Genomic DNA, 17,756 nt, shown 5'->3' with positions numbered 1-17,756 from the left:
TTTTTTTGTTGGAAATATTAGACATACTTCTCATTTATGCAGGGTTCTGACTGGTTGAATCGCAGTAATTCTGCGCATCAGGTCGCGTTGGGATAAGGATGACTTTTGGTGGAGGTGATGCTGCCGGGACGGGGTTGAAGACAGGCAAGGTCGACAGGGGTTCTTAACTCGACGCGGGGCGCGGTCAGGAAGGCATGAGCGTGGGATGAAACGAGACGAGAGTTGACGACATGTATCATTTTCGTCTGAGGGTTAGCGCGAATCATTGTTCTGTCGGCATCCAGAGGTCGTGCTTAAAAAAACACCGACCATCCTCAAGTTTATCTCATCATTGCCGATACTTTATGCGCAACTGGCGAAATCCGTCGCCGGTATTATGTGACCCCCATTCGGGGCTCAGTCAACATAAGGAGCAACTGCATGGATATTCAGCAACTCACAACGCTGTCTGCAGGGTTGGAGCAATGGCAGGCACGTGGTGAAGCCAATGCGACGCTGTTAAAGAAAACCCTGAACCAACAGGCAGATACCATCACGACACTGGTTGAAGGCGTCACCGCGCTTCCTGCTAACCCGGCGGTAGGGCGCAATATCAACACCACCGCCTGACGGATCCCCCGGGCGGCTTTTGTTGTGTCGCCCGTTTTAAATGCACCACGCAATCAATTGTTTTGCGTTGAGTGTGCCCGGCTAACCGCCTTCTCAACGCCTCCATGACAAGCAACTCATCCCTCATCCGCTTTCTAAAACCTGCTATGGCAATCATTACCCATGTTCTTCAGTCAATCCGGCAGAACTAAAAGCAGCAAAGCGCTATCAGTGCAATAGATAGCATGATCACAATAACGGCACTTATTGTTAACTATGTATTAATAACAGTGGTTATCATTATCCCCATCGAAAGCGAACCGCTTTCCCGCTTACAAGATAAGGAACAGGATTATGAAAACCATGAAAACACTTTCACTTGCCGCCGTTGCTGCGCTCTCACTGATGTCAGCTTCCGCTTTTGCACAAACCGTTACCGCCACCGGTTCAACGCTCGATGGCACAGAAGCGAAAATTGCTGCCCAGGCTGAGCAGCAGGGCGCACAGTATAAAATCATCGAAGCCAATACCAACGATCGTGTTCACATGACTGCTGAGCTGTATAAATAACAGCGTTATGTTGAGCAAAGCGAAAGAGCTGCCTGATGGCAGCTTTTTTTTTGGGCTTTTATCGCGGACGATGAGAACGTCTTCTTTCGCCGATAGCGCGATTGACCTGAAGTGCACATGTTTCTCAGCACAATGACAGTTTTCCCCTTTTAACGCGGTCATCAGGCAGCGCTGCGTCCGGTATTCAGCCCTGTATCGAAGTTATTAACCTTGTCACAATCTTTTGCTTGTTTATTCGCCATTGTCTCAAGCCCGTTCTTTATCCTGCCGATAACTCATCCAGACCACTCAATATGGCAGTATAAAAATGACAATATTAAAAAAACTATTTTCTGTTTTTCCTAAACACCAGCATAAACACGCCGCCGATTCGCTCAGAGCACTGGACGATGCGGTTCCGATCATCGAATTTACCCCAGATGGCATCATTCTTCGCGCAAATGCCCTGTTTCTGAGCAAGATGGGTTACGACGCGAAAGAGATTGTGGGTCGTCACCACAGTATGTTTTGCCCGCCATCAATGGTGAACTCAGCCGAGTACCGCCAGTTCTGGCTGCGCCTTGCCAGCGGCAAGAGCTTTAGTGGTAAATACCTGCGCCTGGGCAAAGACAGCCATCCGGTCTGGCTGGAAGCCAGCTATGTGTCAGTAAAAGACAAACATGGCCGCGTCATCAAGGTGATTAAGCTGGCAGCAGATATCTCCGAGCGTATCAGTGAGGCACAGCAGCAGGATGCGCTGGTGCAGGCCATCAGCCGTTCAATGGCGGTCATCGCGTTTAATAAAGCCGGTGAAGTGCTGGAGGTAAATGAAAACTTCCTCAAAGCAACGGGCTACAAGGCAGACGAGGTACTGGGCAGGCATCACCGGATGTTCTGCTCTGAGGAGCTGCGCAACAGCCAGGAATATCAGCAGTTTTGGCAGCGTCTGAATCAGGGAGAATTTTTCTCTGGGCAGTATCCGCGGCTCAATCGTAATGGCGAAACTATCTGGCTGCGCGCAACCTATAATCCGGTTTTTGATGCAGAGGGGCGGATGTATAAGATTGTCAAATTCGCCAGTGACGTCACCGAGCAGGTATTGCAGAACCAGCAGGAAAATGAGGCGGCTCAACACGCGTGGAAGATGGCGCAGCAAACCCGCGAAAGCTCGGTAACGGGCGCGGATGTGATTGAAGACAGCGTCAGAACGATGGCCGAAATTGCGAAAGAGATGAACAGCGTATCCGCAGATGTCTTTGGCTTAAACGGACAGTCGGATCGTATTGCTGATATGGTACATACCATTCGCAACATCGCCGAGCAGACGCGTTTCATCGCCCTGAATGCGGCAATAGAGGCGGCCAGGGCCGGCACGTCCGGACGCAGTTTCGCCATTGTGGCAGCTGAAGTCCGGACCCTGGCGGCCCGAATTAATGAAGCGACCGAAGAGATAGGGCGCGTGGTGTCCAGCAATAATCAGCTGGCCAAAAAGGTGCTGGAAGATATCGAAAATAACCTGAAAAACACGGCTCGCGGCGTTAATTTGATGCGTCAGGCCGGAGAGGTGATAGCCAGCATTCAGAGTAATTCAGCGCGAGCCGAGGAAGCGGTCAGAAACGTGTCTCGTTCAGCGTCACCGCGTGTCGCGTAGTTTTTGTTATGCCGGATCGCCTGTTTGCACGGGCGATCCCCCTTTTGACCTGCCGTTTTCTGTTACCCGTCCCGTCAACATTTCACTTTGTTTGCCGCCATTCGATAAGGCACTATGAGTTCCCTCTGTCTTTGCTTCTCCATCGTTGAAAGGAACGTCAGCCGCTATGCCCGTTAATTTCGATCTTAACGATCTCTATGCGTTTCGCGCATTGGTCGAATATGGCAATTTCCGTATTGCAGCGGAATCCATCTGCCTGTCTCAGTCGGCGCTGAGCCGCAGGATCGAGAAGCTGGAAACGGCACTGGGAATCAGGCTGTTTGACAGAACCACTCGCCGGGTCACGCTGACGCTTTATGGTCAGACGTTTGCCGCACGTTCAGAGCAGCTTCTGATCAACTTTGAAGAAGTTATGGCGGATATCAGTAAAGTCAGTCAGGACAGAACAGGCCTGGTGACGGTGGCCACAGTGCCGTCTGCTGCCTATTACTTTATGCCGGATGTGATCCGCCGCTTTCAGGCCCGCTATCCCAGAGTACGTGTCAAAATTATTGACAGTAGCGCAGGCAACGTCATAGAGGCCGTCACCAGCGGTCAGGCAGATTTTGGCATTTGCTTCTCGGGTAATCCGCCGCCTGACACTGAATTTTTACCGCTGGTTGAGGATGTTTACGTGGTTGCCTGTCGGCACGATCATCCTCTTGCCAGCCGTAAAAGTCTGACGTGGAAAGAGTTTTATCAGCAGGATTACGTGGGGCTGGATAAAACTTCAGGCAATCGTAACCTACTTGATTCCGCGCTGGGCCATGTCGTTCCCGCGCGTCCGAGTATCTGCGAAACCCGGCATGTCACAACCATGTTAGGGATGGTTGAAGCGGGAATCGGCATTGCTGCCGTTCCCGCGATGTCGATGCCGTCATCAGGCCATTCGGTGCTGGTTCATCTGCCGCTTACCGATCCGGTAGTGAAACGCACCGTTGGCCTGATCCGGCGCAGCGGACGCATTCAGTCCTACATTGCCGCTGAACTGGAAAAGCTAATTACTGAACGGTATCACTCTGCTTAGCAGGCTGCTGCGCTTTGACCGAGTGCAGGCCCGTGGCATGGACCACTTCCTGAGCCGGAGCTGACGCCAGGAAATCAAGTAGCGCTTTGCCTTCCTCTGGATGCTCAGCTTTGGCTGGCACGGCGCCGGCAAATCGGGTGATGTACTGCACGTCGTCAGGCAGTTCGCCTACAAAGGTCACGCCCGGCACCGGCAGGAGCTCACTCACCTGCTGGAAGCCCAGCGCATAGTGGCCTTTTGCCACTTCAGACGCCACCGGAATGCGCTCCACCTCGTGGGCTTTGCCTTTGACCTTGTCTTCAATGCCTAACTTTTTAAACAACTGATTGCTAACGTATTGACCGCTGGCGCTGTCGGAATAGGCAATGGATTTAGCATTCAGCAGGGTTTTACGCAGTGTGTCATCCGTTTTGATATCGGGTTTGGCATCTCCCTTCTTCACCACAATGCCGATCGGCGAATCGGCCAGCTCAACGCGTGAACCTGGTTTGATCCACCGGTCTTTTTCCAGCTGACTGAGCGCATCGCCCACCATAATCACCACGTCGGCTTTTTCCCCGCGCGCCAGTCGGTTGGGGATCGCCTGCGGGGTTTTGCCCATGGAAGGCCCGGACACCAGAATAATTTTATCGCCACTTTTCGCTTCAAACTGAGGCGTCAGTTTTTCCAGCGCGGCTTTGAAGCCGCCAGAAATCATCACGGTCACATCTTTTGCCAGCACCGCGGTGCTGACCGACGAAAGAACCAACGTGGCAAGGAGTGAACGGTAAATTATTTTCATTATGTAAGCCCTGACTTAATGTTTAACGGCGGTTTGCAGATTGACCGTGCTGCGACGGTACAGGTACAGCGTTGCCAGTAAGGCGCAGACGGCAGCGAAGCTCATCCAGTAACCCGGAGAGGCTTTATCGCCGGTGTACTCAATTAACGCTGTTGAAATCACCGGCGTGAATCCGCCAAAGATGGCGGTCGCGAGGCTGTAAGCCAGTGAAAAGCCTGCTACTCGCACCTCAGCTGGCATGATCTCGGTAAGTGCCGGAATCATCGCGCCGTTGTACAGGCCATAAATAAATGACAGCCACAGCAGGACAGTGAGCATCATGGAGAAGCTGGGGGCAGCAGCCAGCATCGTCAGGGCAGGATACGCGGTCGCCAGCGCGATCAGCGTCATGCTGACCAGGACGGGTTTACGTCCAAAACGGTCAGACAGCGCTCCGCCAACCGGCAGCCACAAAAAGTTAGAAATGGCGACCAGCAGCGTAACCAGCAGGCTGTCCGAGGCGCTGAGCATCAGCACTTTCTTGCCGAAAGTAGGCGCATAAACGGTGATCAGATAGAACGCGGTGGTGGTCATCGCCACCATCAGCATGCCGGCAATCACAACCTGCCAGTTGGCCAGAAGGGTTTTAAACACGTCGCGCATCGCCAGGTGATGACGACGGGCGTTAAATTCCTGGGTTTCTTCGAGCTTGCGGCGCAGAAAGAAAATGAAAGGCACAATCATGCAGCCAAACAGGAACGGAATGCGCCAGCCCCACTCACGAATCGCGCTTTCTTCCAGCACGGCATTCAGGGCAAAGCCCATCGCGGCGGCAACCATAATGGCAACCTGCTGGCTACCGGACTGCCAGCTGGTATAAAAGCCTTTACGGCCCGGCGTGGCGATCTCAGCCAGATAAACGGAAACGCCGCCCAGTTCGGCTCCGGCAGAGAAACCCTGTAACAGGCGGCCGGTTAACACCAGCATCGGTGCCCAAAGCCCAATGCTTTGGTAAGACGGAATCAGGACGATCAGGAAGGTGCCCGCCGCCATAATTGACAGGGTAACAATCAGACCTTTACGTCGGCCGACCTTATCAATGTATGCGCCCAGCACCACAGCACCAATGGGGCGCATCAGGAAGCCTGCGCCGAACACGGCAAAGGTCATCATCAGTGAGGCAAATTCACTGCTCGCAGGAAAGAAGGTATGAGCAATATAGGTGGCATAAAAGCCGAACAGGAAAAAGTCGAACTGCTCCAGAAAGTTGCCTGAGGTAACACGTAATATGGCGCCGGTTCGGGCGCGGGTGGTCATAGGTGAAGTCGAGGAATGCATCGGTATCTCCAGTTTATCATTGACGCTTTTTGCCGCGTCTGTTGCTGAAGACTGGATCAGGAAAATAAAGTAAATAAGCGCAATAAACTCATCGACTAATGCGTACTGTGCATCAATAACCCTAAGCCATTACCTGAGGCTATGTGTAACAAGCCTTTAACAACATGGCGGGATAAACGGTCACCGGTAAACACGGAAAAACGGAATGCGTGTTTTGTGACAAGGTTCATACGGGTTTTTGAAGGCGACCGGGCAGCGTAACGCGATTGTCAGGTTTTATCGGGCGTGCCGGGCGCTGGCCTGGCAGGAGCTAAACTCGCAGCCCGTGGACCTGATCTCCCGCCCTTACCTGAGACCGCCAGACCACAGGGGATGACAACATGCCGTTTGCAACGCGCCAATGCCGATCGGCCCTATACGGGAACCTCCGATCGGCAATGGGTTATCGTTGTTGGAGACAGAATGCGCGTCTGTCATCCGCAGGATGAGATCACTGTTCGGGTTGTGCCTAAAACCAGGCTTCCCACATCGCGCCCAGATTAAAGTCGTCCAGTATTTCGTTCTCCCTGCCGTTCACGCGAGCGGTGCGCGCATTGTCCACTTTGCCCCCGGTGACATAGAAGCGCAGCATAGGACGAAACTCCGGCCCCATGGCAATGGCGATATTTTGCGACAGAGTCAGCTTCCAGCCATGGTTACTGCCGCCTTCATCGTAGTTAACGCGCTGATAACCGGCTTCCAGCCAGGTGGAATGGACGTCATTCCAGAAATACATTGGGCGGACAATTGCGGCGTAGTTCTTCCGGTTATCGCTTTTCAGCCGACTGTTATCGTAGTCGTGATAACCCAACAAATACTCGACCTGTGCCTGCGGGCTAAACAGATGCTTACCCTCAAAGCTGGTATACACAGTGCTGAGGCCCTCGGTTTTGCTGTAAACGCTGTTATCCGAATTGTCAGAATAGCGGGCAATCACTTTATTCACGCCATGGTCGTTAGTGTGGCTCAGTACAAACGCACCCTGCCAGGCTTTCAGGCGGTCCTCACTGTCTACGGCTTTAGAGTCGAAACCGTAATTAGCGTACAGCTCCAGATCGAGTGCGCCCAGCTTGATGCCGTGAATTTTAGAGGTGGCAGCGTAGTTGCCTTTATCCCCGGTACCTGAACCTCCCGTACAGGTGATGCGCGAGGGATTAGACTCATCGCTGAGCACTTCAGGGCTACAGGATTCCACGGCAGCGACGGCGGCCACGTCAAATTTTATCCCGCCCACATCGAAGTTCTTCACGCCCGCGCCCTGGCCATCATGGTTCATCCAGAAATAATCATTGATGTTCTGCTGCGGGCGCTGATGAAAGTCCCGTCCGGCCCAGAGGTAGGCATCAGGATTTGATGCCAGCACATTCGTCACGCCGGCATAGGCCTTTTTCAGATTCACCTCGTCGCCCCAGTGATCGATCATCACATTGACATCCCAGATAGCCCCACTTTGGCTTTTAAACGCCTTGGAGAGCTGGAATTCGCCACCGTTGCCTTCGTTGCCCAGACGGCCAATGCCGGAGGCACCGTTATAAGAACCGTCCACGGCTACATATTTCTGATCGCCGCTTTGATAGTGTGCACCGTAGCGCGCATAGCCGCTGAACGTGACGCCAAAGGGGATTGCCATATCCGGTGACTGGGCCGGGCTTTGCGGGTCGGTCACCACGTCCGTTTTTTTCGCTACGGCTGCATCCATCTTCGCCTGGCGTTCGGCCAGGGCTTTATCAACGGCTTTGGCGACGATGGCGTCGATCTGTTCCTGCGTAAACTCCTGTGCAACGGCGACGGCAGGGCACAGCGCGGCGATCACCGCCAGAGGTAATGGAAGTTTTCGAATAATATTCATGGCTATCTCGTTTGCACAGCGTCCTTCGGGTTGATGATGTTCAACCCGAATAACGACGTGTGTTAATGATCAGACAATAACCATCCTGCGCGGGTTTATTGATGACCAGGGCAAGTTGATTTTTATATTATGTTATTTCCAGAGGTTTTTTGTTTTTCAGCCGATCTCCTGTCATGTTTTTTATTAACGCTGGTAGAGATAAACAATTTCTTCTGCCAGTTCACGAGCCAGCATTGAGGTCATTAAATGATCCTGAGCATGGACCATAATTAAGGTCATTGGCTGGCGGGCTTCACCTGCGTCCTGCTCTATTAATCGGGTTTGCATTTGATGCGCGGTGCGGGAATAGTCGTCGGCCTCCTTTAGCCGGGCTTTTGCCTCATCAACGTCACCCTTACGTGCTGCCTGAAGGGCTTCAAAGCACAGGCTGCGGGCATGCCCGGCATTGACAATAATCGTCATTACCGCGTCTTCAAGTTCAATCATGATCGTGCTCTCAATTAAAACCGTTATTTTCGGCAACCTCAGCAAACCATTTGCCACTCTTTTTAATCGTACGTTTTTGCGTGGCTAAATCTAACTGCACAAAACCGTAACGATTTTTATAACCGTTTAGCCATGACCAGTTATCAATAAATGTCCACATATGATAACCCAGGCAATGACAGCCTTCGCGAATCCCTTTATGCAGCCATTTAAGATGTTCGGAAACAAATTCGATACGATAATCATCCAGAATTTCACCGTTCTGAATAAATCGCTGTTCATTCTCAACGCCCATACCATTTTCAGAAATAAAACAGCGCGGGTTTCCATAATTAACCCGCAGGTTAGTCAGAATATCGTAAATACCGGGCGCGTAAATTTCCCATCCACGATACGGATTCATCTGACGGCCTGGCATTTCATAGTGGTCGAATAACCACTCCGGCATAAAGGGCGCTTCAGCATTGACGGCGCTGTCCCGACACTTCACCCGGCGCGGCTGATAATAGTTCACGCCCAGAAGGTCGATAATGCCGTCGGCAATCAACGCAGCGTCGCCAGGCTGGCAGCGCGGAAGCTGGTGGTACTGACTCAGTAAGCTCAGCAGATCCACGGGATATTCTCCCTTCAGAACCGGATCCAGAAAGCTACGGTTAAACAACAGGTCAGCATGATGTGCGGCTTGCACATCGGCTGGATTCGCCGATCGTGAATAGGACGGCGTGAGGTTCAGCACCACACCAATGTCACCGTCGTAGCCGCCGTTACGCCAGGCGCGTACTGCCAGCGCGTGTGCCAGGACTGTGTGCAAGGCCACGTTAGCCGCTCGTCTGAAGTCCACGACGTTGGGATAATGAAAATCGTACAGATAGCCACCTTCGACCGGCACAATCGGTTCATTGAAGGTAAACCAGTGTTTCACCTTATGGCCGAACAGCGCGAAACAGCGCTGGGCATAGCGGCCAAACGCCTCCACAACCTCACGGTTCTCCCAGCCGCCTTTGTCCTGCATAGCCAGAGGCATATCGAAATGAAACAGGGTGATAAACGGTGTAATGCCCTGCGCCAGTAATGCATCGATGACCTTGTTATAAAAAGCCACGGCGTCAGGATTCACGGCGTCAGTGCCGTCTGGCATCAGGCGCGCCCAGCTCAGCGACGTGCGAAAGCTGTTGTGCCCTAACTGCTTTAGTAATGCGATATCGTGCTGCCAGTGCTGATAAAAGCCCGAGGTGTCTTGTGGGCCAATGCCTTGATGGAAACGGTGAGGCTGTTGCGCAAACCAGCGATCCCAGGTGGTAGGGCTTTTACCGCCATTCAGGCTGTCCCCTTCGGCTTGTAACGCCGAGCTGGCGCTGCCCCACCAGAAATTTTCAGGAAAACGGTAGTTCATTTTATGGGCTCCTTAAGCCTGTGGATGACCGGGCACGGGTTGGCCTGCAGGGGGCGCATCCTTGATTTTTTTCTCTTCTGCTTTAATCAGGCTGCGTTCATAGGCACGCAGGAAGGGTAAGTACATCAGCGCCGACATCAGCATACAAATCAGGCACATCACCAGCGGGCTTAGCGCCCAGTTAGCGGCCCAGGAGGCACCGATCGGGGCGGGCGTGGTCCATGGCGTAAGCGAAACCACCTGGGCGATCCAGCCGAGTTTCGTGGCGGTATAAGCCAGCACGGCATTAATCATTGGAACGCAGACGAAGGGGATAAACAGCAGCGGGTTCATGATGACCGGCGCACCAAACAGGATGGGCTCATTGATATTAAAAAAGCTGGGCACCACGCCCATTTTGCCAATGGTGCGTAAATGTAGCACCCGGCTACGTAGCAGTAAGAAGGCCAGCGGTAAGGTGGAGCCCACTCCGCCAATCAGCAGGTAGTGATCCCAGAACCCCTGTAGATAGACATGCGGCAGCGCGGCTCCCGCCGCCAGGGCGGCCTGGTTAGCAGAGAGGTTAGCCATCCAGAAGGGATTCATAATGCCGGTGACGATCAGTGCACCATGAATACCGGCAAACCAGAAAATCTGACACAGCAGGACGGAAAGCAAAATGGCGGGCAAAGAGTCCGAAGCCGAAACCAGCGGCTCCAGCAAATGCATGATCGCCTGTGGCATAATCATGCCGGTTTGCGCTTCGATAAACAGGTTGAGCGGATGTAACGTTGCGATAATCACCAGTACCGGGATCAGAATCTCGAAGGAGCGTGCCACGCCGGTAGGCACTTCTTTCGGCAGGCGGATCGTGACATTATTTTGTTTTAGCCAGGCATAAACCCGGGTGGCGTAAATGGCGGTAATCAAGGCAGTAAAAATTCCCTGACCGGAAAGATACTGGGTAGAGATCTTTTCATCCGCATAAGGCGCGGCCACCAGTAAAAACGCCATAAATGCCAGCAAACCCGACATGATGGGGTCCAGATTAAACTGGCGGCCCAGGCTGGCACCAATCCCGACCGAGATAAAAAAGGTCATAACGCCCATGCTGAGATTAAACGGCAGCATCAGCTGTTGGCGATAAGTGATGGAAAAGTCCAGCCAGGCACGGGCAACGCTGTTGGTGGTGTCCGCTGAAAACGGCGGGAAGATAAATACCAACATAAACGATCCAATAATCATAAACGGTAGCGCCGCCGTAAAGCCGTCACGAATCGCTATCACATACTTTTGCTGACCTAACTTTCCGGCGAGTGGCGTAATGGACTGTTCAATTACCGTCACCATCGACTGATATAACGAACTCATAATGACACCTTTCTAGTGTGCCGCTTCAATAAGCGACAGAGCGTAATCCAGCACCTTGTCACCGCGTTGCATGCCGTAGTCCGTCATATTGATGGCCTGGACAGGAATGCCGTGGGTGGCAGCTTTTTCTGAGAGCGTGGTTAACATGTACTTCACTTGCGGACCGAGCAGAACGACCTGATAGTTTGGAAACTGCGCATCAAATTCGGAAACGCCCCAGGCATCGATCTGCACACTCAGCCCGCGCTGGTTCGCAACGTCGACCATCTTGCGGACTAAAAGACTCGTGGACATTCCTGCTGAACAACACAACATAATCCTGATCATGAGTAACCCTCCTTTGCGTATAAAACGTGTTACAGACTTGATTTGATATGATACGGAAACCGGTTTCCATTTGATGCAAACGGAAGTGTGACAGGCATCATGATCCCCGTTAAATAAACATTTTTCTTACGATTCAGATCACGTAATTTCAAGCTATTGTCGATAATTGAGAAGAAATGGAAAATCGGTTTCCATGAAAAAACGAAAAAGCTATACTGCCGGTGATGATTATTTGAGCCGCAGGATTAGGGCGTTTTTCAGGGATTCAGCGGGGTTTTCAGGGGAAAAGAATGTCTACTATCAACGATGTATCGCGTCTCGCGGGTGTGTCAAAAGCCACGGTGTCGCGCGTGTTGAGTGGGTCACGCGGTGTAAAAGAAGCCAGCCGCGTTGCGGTATTAAAAGCGGTGGATGAACTCAGTTATCGTCCAAACGTGATCGCTCAGTCATTACTCAGTCAAACCACCGGCTGTATTGGCGTAATTTGCGCACAGGACAACATTAACCAGACCACCGGTTACCTCTATGCGCTGGAAAAACACCTCAGCCAGCACCAAAAACACCTCTTGCTCCGTTTCGCGAACAGCAGGATGGAAGTGATGACCTGCCTTGATGAGCTGACCTGTGGGTTGTGTGACGATGTGTTGATTATCGGCGCGCGCTTCCCGCTGAACCTGAATCAAAAAAACGTTATCCTGGTGGATTGTCTGGAAGCCGGGGACGACGTTAACAGCATTCAGTTCGATCACGCCTTTGCCGCCGAAACCGCCTGCAACTACCTGATAAGCCAAAATCGCCGACAGATTGCTCTGATTCATCCTGACAGAATGGGATTTTCCGATCGGGTTCTGTTGGGTTATAAACACGCGCTGGAAAAAAACTTTCTGCCGTTTAACCGCAACCTTGTGTTTATGGACGCCACATCCTCCTCGGTAGCACTCCAGGAGTTGCTGAATAACGCGTCCACGCTGAATTTCAGCGCATTGCTGGTAGCGGATGAACAACAGGCGCAGAAAGTCATTCCCCAGTTGCAGGCGTTCAACAAAAAGGTTCCCGACGACATTATGGTCTTCAGTCTGGCGGGCTCGTTGAACTTGCCCGGCATTCCGACTATTCCGGCGATTGAGTACTCGATGGACGCGATGGCAGCGCGCATCGTTAAGGCACTGACTGAACAGACGCGTAGCGTACTGGACTCTTATGTCATGCGGGGTGACCTGATTATCCCTGACTTTCGCCAGCGCTGAGCGCCCTTAGTCCGTTCGCTGCTCTTGTTGCTCAATAATCGCCAGCGCCAGTCCCGTTGCCGGTGCAAGGTGCGACGTCAGAAAATGTACCTGAGTGTGAGCGGCAATGAATGCCAGCTTGTTGGCCTGGGTTTGATTAAGTACGGCCTGACAAAATGTTGGGCTGACGCTCCAGGGGCAATCAATGATGATGTTTGCCGGATTGAGCAACAGCATGATCTGGCTGAGCGCGATACCCAGATAGTTTCCCGCCAGTTGCATCACTTCGTTTACCACGTTAGGCGCGCTGTCGCGGTTGTGCCAGGTCAGCCCCGGCTGACGCTGGGCCAGCTGTTGATTAATGGCAGGTTTACTGATCATGGCTTCCAGACAACCCTGACGGTTGCAGCTACAGCGAGGCCCGTTCGGCTGGACAGTGAGGTGGCCGGCTTCGCCCGCCGTCCAGCTGTTGCCGGTAAAAACGACACCGTGCTGTACCAGTGCGCCGCCAATTCCTTCGGCAATTCGTAAATAAAAATGCCCGCTTTCGGCGGGCAAGTTGAGTTGTTGCACAGACAGCAGCGCAGCGGCTTTAACGTTATTCATAATGCGAATCGGTAATCTGATCTGTTTACGCAGGTTGCTCGCCAGATCAACGTCCTGCCAGCCCAGATGGGTAGATAAATGCATCCAGCCCCGTCTGGGATCGACGACGCCAGGAAAGCCCAGCCCGATGCCCAGCAGGCCCGGCCAGGATTCGGTGAGTTTTTCACATAAGGCGGTCACCTCCGCTAACAGTGGCGCCGGTCGGCTGGTATCTGTCCGCAGGGTTTGTTCCGCCAAGGGTTGAGAGAAATAATCGCAAACCTGCCAGTGGATCAGGTTCTTTTCCACCATGATGCCGGCGCTGACCAGCTTTTCCGGACGCAGGGTAATCTGGATTTTAGGGCGACCTGCCGCAGAGACACTGGCTTTTCCCAGCTCCTGCACGAGATCCTGTTCCAGCAGATCGTCAATAATCTGCGACACGGTATTTTTACTGATTGCCAGGATGTGCGCGAGGTCCTGCCGCGACGTGATACGGCGCTGGCGCAGTTGCGCCATGACCCGCTTTTGATTATTCAGCCGCATTAATGCAGGCCCTTTGCCAGTCACTTTCATGGCGGATTACCCCAGGTGTGGAAATCGGCAGCAGATTTGCCACCAACGATGAAGTCTTATTAGTTTGATGTCTAATCAAAACTTAGCATCGTGCAGATAAGCCTGCCAAACGGCGACGGCCTCAGGGCGAGAGAATTAAGTCAGAAATGGGTGCCAGGCCACAGGATTGTGTAACGGTAAGGTAAAGAGCTGGCCCGCGTTCGCGGGCAGCCAAATCAGTATTCATCACCGCGAACGCGGCTACGGTAGCTTTCCCAGTCAAAGCGAACCCACAGGCTATTGCCCAGCCGCATGCGATCCATAACGCGTTCACCCAGCAGCGCATTCATCCCGGCGTGATCGAGGTTAGACAGCATGCCCGTCGGGCGTTTCGAGGAGGAACGGCGGTCCACAATCTGGTTGATAATCACTTTCTCGTAGCGCGATTCACTCTGCATACCGATCTCATCGATCACCAGCAAATCAACGCTGCTGAGATCCTGAATCAGCCGTTCTTCCGTAATATTGCTGCTGCCGCTGAAGGTGCCCTTCATGCTCGACATCAGATCTGCCACCGTAACGATTAGCACGCTCTTGCCACGTAAAATCAGATCGTTACCAATGGCGGCTGCCAGGTGGTTTTTGCCAGTGCCTGGACGGCCAGAAAAAACAAAGCTGGCAATACTGCCATCAAATTCGGCCGCATACTGGCGAGCCAGTTCCAGCGCTTTGCGTTGGCCTTCGTTTTCAACCCGATAGTTATCAAACGAGCAGTTGATGTGTAGCTCGCGAATGCCGGAACGGCCCATGATGCGCTGCATTTTCATCGCACGATTTTCGCGCACGATAGATTCTGATCGCAGACGGCCCTGTTCCTGATTCCAGGCCAGTAATTCTTCACCGTTTGTGAACTTGGGTCGGGTACCCGCGGGCATCATTCGTTTCAGACGGTTAAACAGATCGTTCGGCGTTTTCATTATTCACCCCGGAAACCATCAGGAATTGTGCTGTCAGGATTTGGCAACTGTGTAATGTCACGTCTGGGTTGTCCGCCATTGGCCGCCCGATTCATTTGCAGGCTGCGTGCCAGCTTCTGCTGCCACTGCACATGATGAAACAAACGCCCTTCCGCCTGCCAGTAGGCCACAAAGGCAGCCAGTTCAGCTGGCGTCACCGGTTCGCTTAGTGCAACGCCCCAGATGGCCGCCTGTCGCGTAAAGTCAGCGTCCGGCTGCCAGCCATCATACATGGCGAATTTACCCACCGGCGTATGCAGCGTAGCAGAAACATCGTCATACAGGCTGTCGTCCAGCGCCACATCACTGGGTTGCTGGGCGGCGGCCTCAAGTGCCAGTAGCCGCGCGAGGCGCGCTGGCGTAATGGCATACAGTACGGGCGTATAATTTTCCAGCACCGCCAGCGTGCCGTCTTCAGCCTGCTGCAAGGCGCTGAGCGGATCCTGACGGAAAGCCTCAAGACCAATAAGCGTTGACGTTAAGATTTTGACTGACATGAAAAGACCTGCGGTTAACTTACACCGAACACCGGATAAAATTTCCAGTGCAGAAGCGGATATTGTACCTTTTTTAACGCGCGGGATCGCTGAAAAAGCGTTGAGGTTTTCCACCCAACCGGATGCGTTCACACAATGGCTGGGCGGACGTGGCGTAAGCTGTCTTACGCTTTTAGCGACGGGTTTGCCACAGATAGCGGAGCCCGGCCAGCCAGCACAGGCTGTAGCCCAGTAATTCCACGCCTTCTTCGGCCATGTTTTTTACGCCACGATTGTAGTGATCGGGCATCAGGTGAGACCACAGCGTGTTCATCCCAAACAGTCGGGAAAAAACCAGCACGATCATCAATCCGGCAGCCATAACGGGCCAGCGGTTGTGCCTGAGGAGATCGGCCAGCGCGCTCAGGGTCTGCTTTGGGGTACGCATGGCCACCGCTAAACTGCCCAGCGCGATCGCCAGCGCAAACCACATCCAGCTACCATGACGGATGAGATCGAAGAAAAAATCCAGCTCACGAATAAGCATGCAACTGTAAAAACCGGCAATTAGGGTTAATCCACCGCGTTGTGCAGGCCGATGACGGGCGGCAATAAAAAACAGTGCGGCAAGACTGAATAACAACAGTTCCTGCGCAGTTTCGGTAAAAGACGCTTCGTGCAGCGCATTATTCATCCAGACCACATCGATATAGATGGGGCCGATCATGAAGGTGATAAACAGAGAAGCAAAAAGAAATACGGTGAGCTCACGCCCAATAAGGATGACATTGTTACGCATGGAGTTACCTGAAAATGACTATCGTTATCATTGTATTTACATTCGTTATCGCTGCCTTCGCTTTTTATGCGTGATTGGTTCAGCTAAATGCATGAGTGCAGCGGATAACCGAAGCGGCCTCGCAATTTACTGTGACTCGGGTTCAAATGTTGGAGGATTCCCTCTACTATCGAGGCAATAAACATGGCCTGGCATAAAAGGAAAAACACGATGCAACGATGTGGCTGGGTAACGCAAGATCCTGTCTATCTGGCGTATCACGACGACGAGTGGGGCAGACCACAGAGGGATAAGCAGGCGCTGTTTGAAATGCTCTGTCTGGAAGGCCAGCAGGCTGGGTTATCCTGGATTACCGTACTGAAAAAACGCCAAAATTACCGCGCCGCGTTTCACCAGTTTGAACCGCAAACCATTGCGCAGATGGACGATCAGGATATCGCCCAACTGATGCAAAACAGCGGCATTATTCGTCATCCCGGAAAAATTGCGGCCATTATTGCTAATGCCCGGGCGATGCTGGCAATGGAAGCAAAAGGGGAGGATTTTGCCCACTTTGTATGGCAGTTCGTTGATAATCAGCCTGTCGTCAATCATGTTGCCGATTACAAACAAAGCCCCACCACCTCTGCGCAGGCTATCGCGCTTTCAAAAGCGCTAAAGACCCGTGGTTTTAAATTCATCGGCCCGACAATTTGTTATTCATTTATGCAGGCCTGCGGCCTGATAAACGATCATCAAACCAACTGCTTTTGTCATCCTGACAACATTTAACGTCGATCCTTTACAAAATAAGACATTGTCTCAGGATTTTCCTCACTTTTGCGCGGCATAATCAATGCCAACCGGGGACAAGGTGCCTCGTTGTGATGAATCTAAGGGACAAATAATGCAGAAAAAGTTAATTGCTCTCACCCTGCTGTTGAGCGGTAGTTTGGTGGTATCAGGTTGTACAACTAATCCTTATACCGGTGAGTCTCAGGCGGGAAAATCCGGTGTAGGCGCAGGTTTGGGCGCATTAGTGGGTGCTGGCGTTGGCGTGCTTTCCTCTTCGAAGAAAGATCGGGGCAAAGGTGCGTTAATCGGTGCAGCAAGCGGCGCGGCGTTAGGCGGCGGCGTGGGCTATTACATGGATGTTCAGGAAGCGAAGCTGCGTGACAAAATGAAGGGAACCGGCGTTAGCGTTACGCGTCAGGGCGATAACATCGTGCTGAATATGCCGAACAATGTGACCTTTGATTCCAGTAGCAGCAGCCTGAAACCGGCGGGCGCTAATACGCTGACCGGCGTCGCTATGGTGCTAAAAGAGTATCCTAAAACCGCCGTGAATGTCGTGGGACACACGGACAGCACCGGCTCGCGTGCTTTAAATATGCGTCTGTCGCAGCAGCGTGCAGAGAGTGTGGCCAGCGCGCTGATCGTTCAGGGTGTAGCCGGCAGCCGCTTGCATACCCAGGGGGCAGGTCCAGACAGTCCAGTTGCAACCAACAGCACTGAAGCCGGTAAGGCACAGAACCGCCGCGTTGAAATCACGCTCAGTCCGTTAAATTGATCATCTCGCCCCCGTCGCCGGGGGCAAAGTCAGACTCGCTGTCCTTTTTTCGACGGCTTTTGGTAATAAAATGGGTAAGGTTTCCAGTTGGGAACCTGCGCACGGTGCCTGTCAACGCTTTATGCAAGAATGGTTCAAATTGAACAATGGATAA

The 17,756-nt window shown here is 52.6% G+C and carries 18 protein-coding genes; 7 read left to right on the top strand and 11 right to left on the bottom strand.

From position 1 onward, the window contains the following. The first annotated feature begins 420 nt into the window (after window positions 1-420). The 4 genes from P9J57_RS00180 (at window position 421) to psrA (ending at window position 3,854) form a co-directional block, all read left to right on the top strand. Complete coding sequence (locus tag P9J57_RS00180; protein WP_014332946.1) at window positions 421-609, top strand: YjfB family protein; 189 nt, start codon at window positions 421-423, stop codon at window positions 607-609. A 333-nt stretch (window positions 610-942) separates the two neighbouring features. Continuing rightward, entirely contained in the window at window positions 943-1,158 is a 216-nt protein-coding gene (locus P9J57_RS00175) for a YdgH/BhsA/McbA-like domain containing protein (RefSeq protein WP_013023962.1), read from the top strand. A 307-nt stretch (window positions 1,159-1,465) separates the two neighbouring features. After that, entirely contained in the window at window positions 1,466-2,788 is a 1,323-nt protein-coding gene (locus tag P9J57_RS00170; RefSeq protein ID WP_014332945.1) for a methyl-accepting chemotaxis protein, read from the top strand. Window positions 2,789-2,954: 166 nt separating this feature from the next. Continuing rightward, on the top strand, window positions 2,955-3,854 hold the full coding sequence (psrA, locus tag P9J57_RS00165) for an L-proline-binding transcription factor PsrA (RefSeq protein ID WP_161611037.1): 900 nt from the start codon (window positions 2,955-2,957) through the stop codon (window positions 3,852-3,854). Here psrA and P9J57_RS00160 read toward each other — a convergent pair. From P9J57_RS00160 to P9J57_RS00130, 7 genes are all read right to left on the bottom strand, one after another. Beyond that, window positions 3,829-4,635 (bottom strand): substrate-binding domain-containing protein, encoded by an 807-nt coding sequence (locus P9J57_RS00160; RefSeq protein ID WP_014594946.1) that lies wholly within the window; start codon window positions 4,633-4,635, stop codon window positions 3,829-3,831. The genes psrA and P9J57_RS00160 overlap by 26 nt on opposite strands. Before the next feature lie 15 nt (window positions 4,636-4,650). Continuing rightward, a complete protein-coding gene (gene tcuC, locus P9J57_RS00155; RefSeq protein ID WP_014594947.1) occupies window positions 4,651-5,952 on the bottom strand; it encodes an MFS transporter in 1,302 nt (433 codons plus the stop codon). Between the two features lie 508 nt (window positions 5,953-6,460). Next, complete coding sequence (locus P9J57_RS00150; protein WP_089517719.1) at window positions 6,461-7,840, bottom strand: carbohydrate porin; 1,380 nt, start codon at window positions 7,838-7,840, stop codon at window positions 6,461-6,463. A 183-nt stretch (window positions 7,841-8,023) separates the two neighbouring features. Continuing rightward, window positions 8,024-8,326, bottom strand: a complete 303-nt coding sequence (locus P9J57_RS00145; RefSeq protein WP_014332939.1) for a PTS lactose/cellobiose transporter subunit IIA — start codon at window positions 8,324-8,326, stop codon at window positions 8,024-8,026. A gap of 10 nt (window positions 8,327-8,336) precedes the next feature. Further along, on the bottom strand, window positions 8,337-9,719 hold the full coding sequence (locus P9J57_RS00140) for a glycoside hydrolase family 1 protein (RefSeq protein WP_013023970.1): 1,383 nt from the start codon (window positions 9,717-9,719) through the stop codon (window positions 8,337-8,339). Between the two features lie 12 nt (window positions 9,720-9,731). Further along, on the bottom strand, window positions 9,732-11,069 hold the full coding sequence (locus P9J57_RS00135) for a PTS cellobiose transporter subunit IIC (protein WP_013023971.1): 1,338 nt from the start codon (window positions 11,067-11,069) through the stop codon (window positions 9,732-9,734). A gap of 12 nt (window positions 11,070-11,081) precedes the next feature. Next, entirely contained in the window at window positions 11,082-11,396 is a 315-nt protein-coding gene (locus tag P9J57_RS00130) for a PTS sugar transporter subunit IIB (protein ID WP_013023972.1), read from the bottom strand. A gap of 290 nt (window positions 11,397-11,686) precedes the next feature. Between P9J57_RS00130 and P9J57_RS00125 the strand changes: the two genes are divergently transcribed. After that, window positions 11,687-12,643 (top strand): LacI family DNA-binding transcriptional regulator, encoded by a 957-nt coding sequence (locus tag P9J57_RS00125; RefSeq protein WP_014594951.1) that lies wholly within the window; start codon window positions 11,687-11,689, stop codon window positions 12,641-12,643. A 6-nt stretch (window positions 12,644-12,649) separates the two neighbouring features. On the opposite strand, the gene P9J57_RS00120 is transcribed toward P9J57_RS00125, so the two are convergent. The 4 genes from P9J57_RS00120 to P9J57_RS00105 form a co-directional block, all read right to left on the bottom strand. Then, window positions 12,650-13,783 (bottom strand): ROK family transcriptional regulator, encoded by a 1,134-nt coding sequence (locus P9J57_RS00120; protein ID WP_019104662.1) that lies wholly within the window; start codon window positions 13,781-13,783, stop codon window positions 12,650-12,652. 215 nt (window positions 13,784-13,998) lie between these two features. After that, window positions 13,999-14,739 (bottom strand): replicative helicase loader DnaC, encoded by a 741-nt coding sequence (gene dnaC, locus P9J57_RS00115; protein ID WP_013023975.1) that lies wholly within the window; start codon window positions 14,737-14,739, stop codon window positions 13,999-14,001. Then, window positions 14,739-15,275: a primosomal protein DnaT gene (gene dnaT / locus P9J57_RS00110; RefSeq protein WP_019104663.1), complete on the bottom strand. Its 537-nt coding sequence runs from the start codon at window positions 15,273-15,275 to the stop codon at window positions 14,739-14,741. Before dnaT ends, dnaC begins: the two co-directional genes overlap by 1 nt. A 172-nt stretch (window positions 15,276-15,447) precedes the next feature. Further along, the gene (locus P9J57_RS00105; RefSeq protein WP_019104664.1) at window positions 15,448-16,053 is read right to left on the bottom strand and encodes a hypothetical protein; all 606 of its coding nucleotides are present in this window, start codon (window positions 16,051-16,053) and stop codon (window positions 15,448-15,450) included. Window positions 16,054-16,263: 210 nt separating this feature from the next. Here P9J57_RS00105 and P9J57_RS00100 point away from each other — a divergent pair, with 210 nt between their 5' ends. Next, on the top strand, window positions 16,264-16,824 hold the full coding sequence (locus P9J57_RS00100) for a DNA-3-methyladenine glycosylase I (protein WP_026020892.1): 561 nt from the start codon (window positions 16,264-16,266) through the stop codon (window positions 16,822-16,824). A gap of 115 nt (window positions 16,825-16,939) precedes the next feature. Then, the gene (locus tag P9J57_RS00095; protein ID WP_028716106.1) at window positions 16,940-17,602 is read left to right on the top strand and encodes an OmpA family lipoprotein; all 663 of its coding nucleotides are present in this window, start codon (window positions 16,940-16,942) and stop codon (window positions 17,600-17,602) included. Window positions 17,603-17,756 lie beyond the last annotated feature (154 nt).

Source organism: Pantoea sp. nfd-35, assembly GCF_056892255.1.
This window is presented reverse-complemented; position numbering and strand designations above follow the sequence as displayed.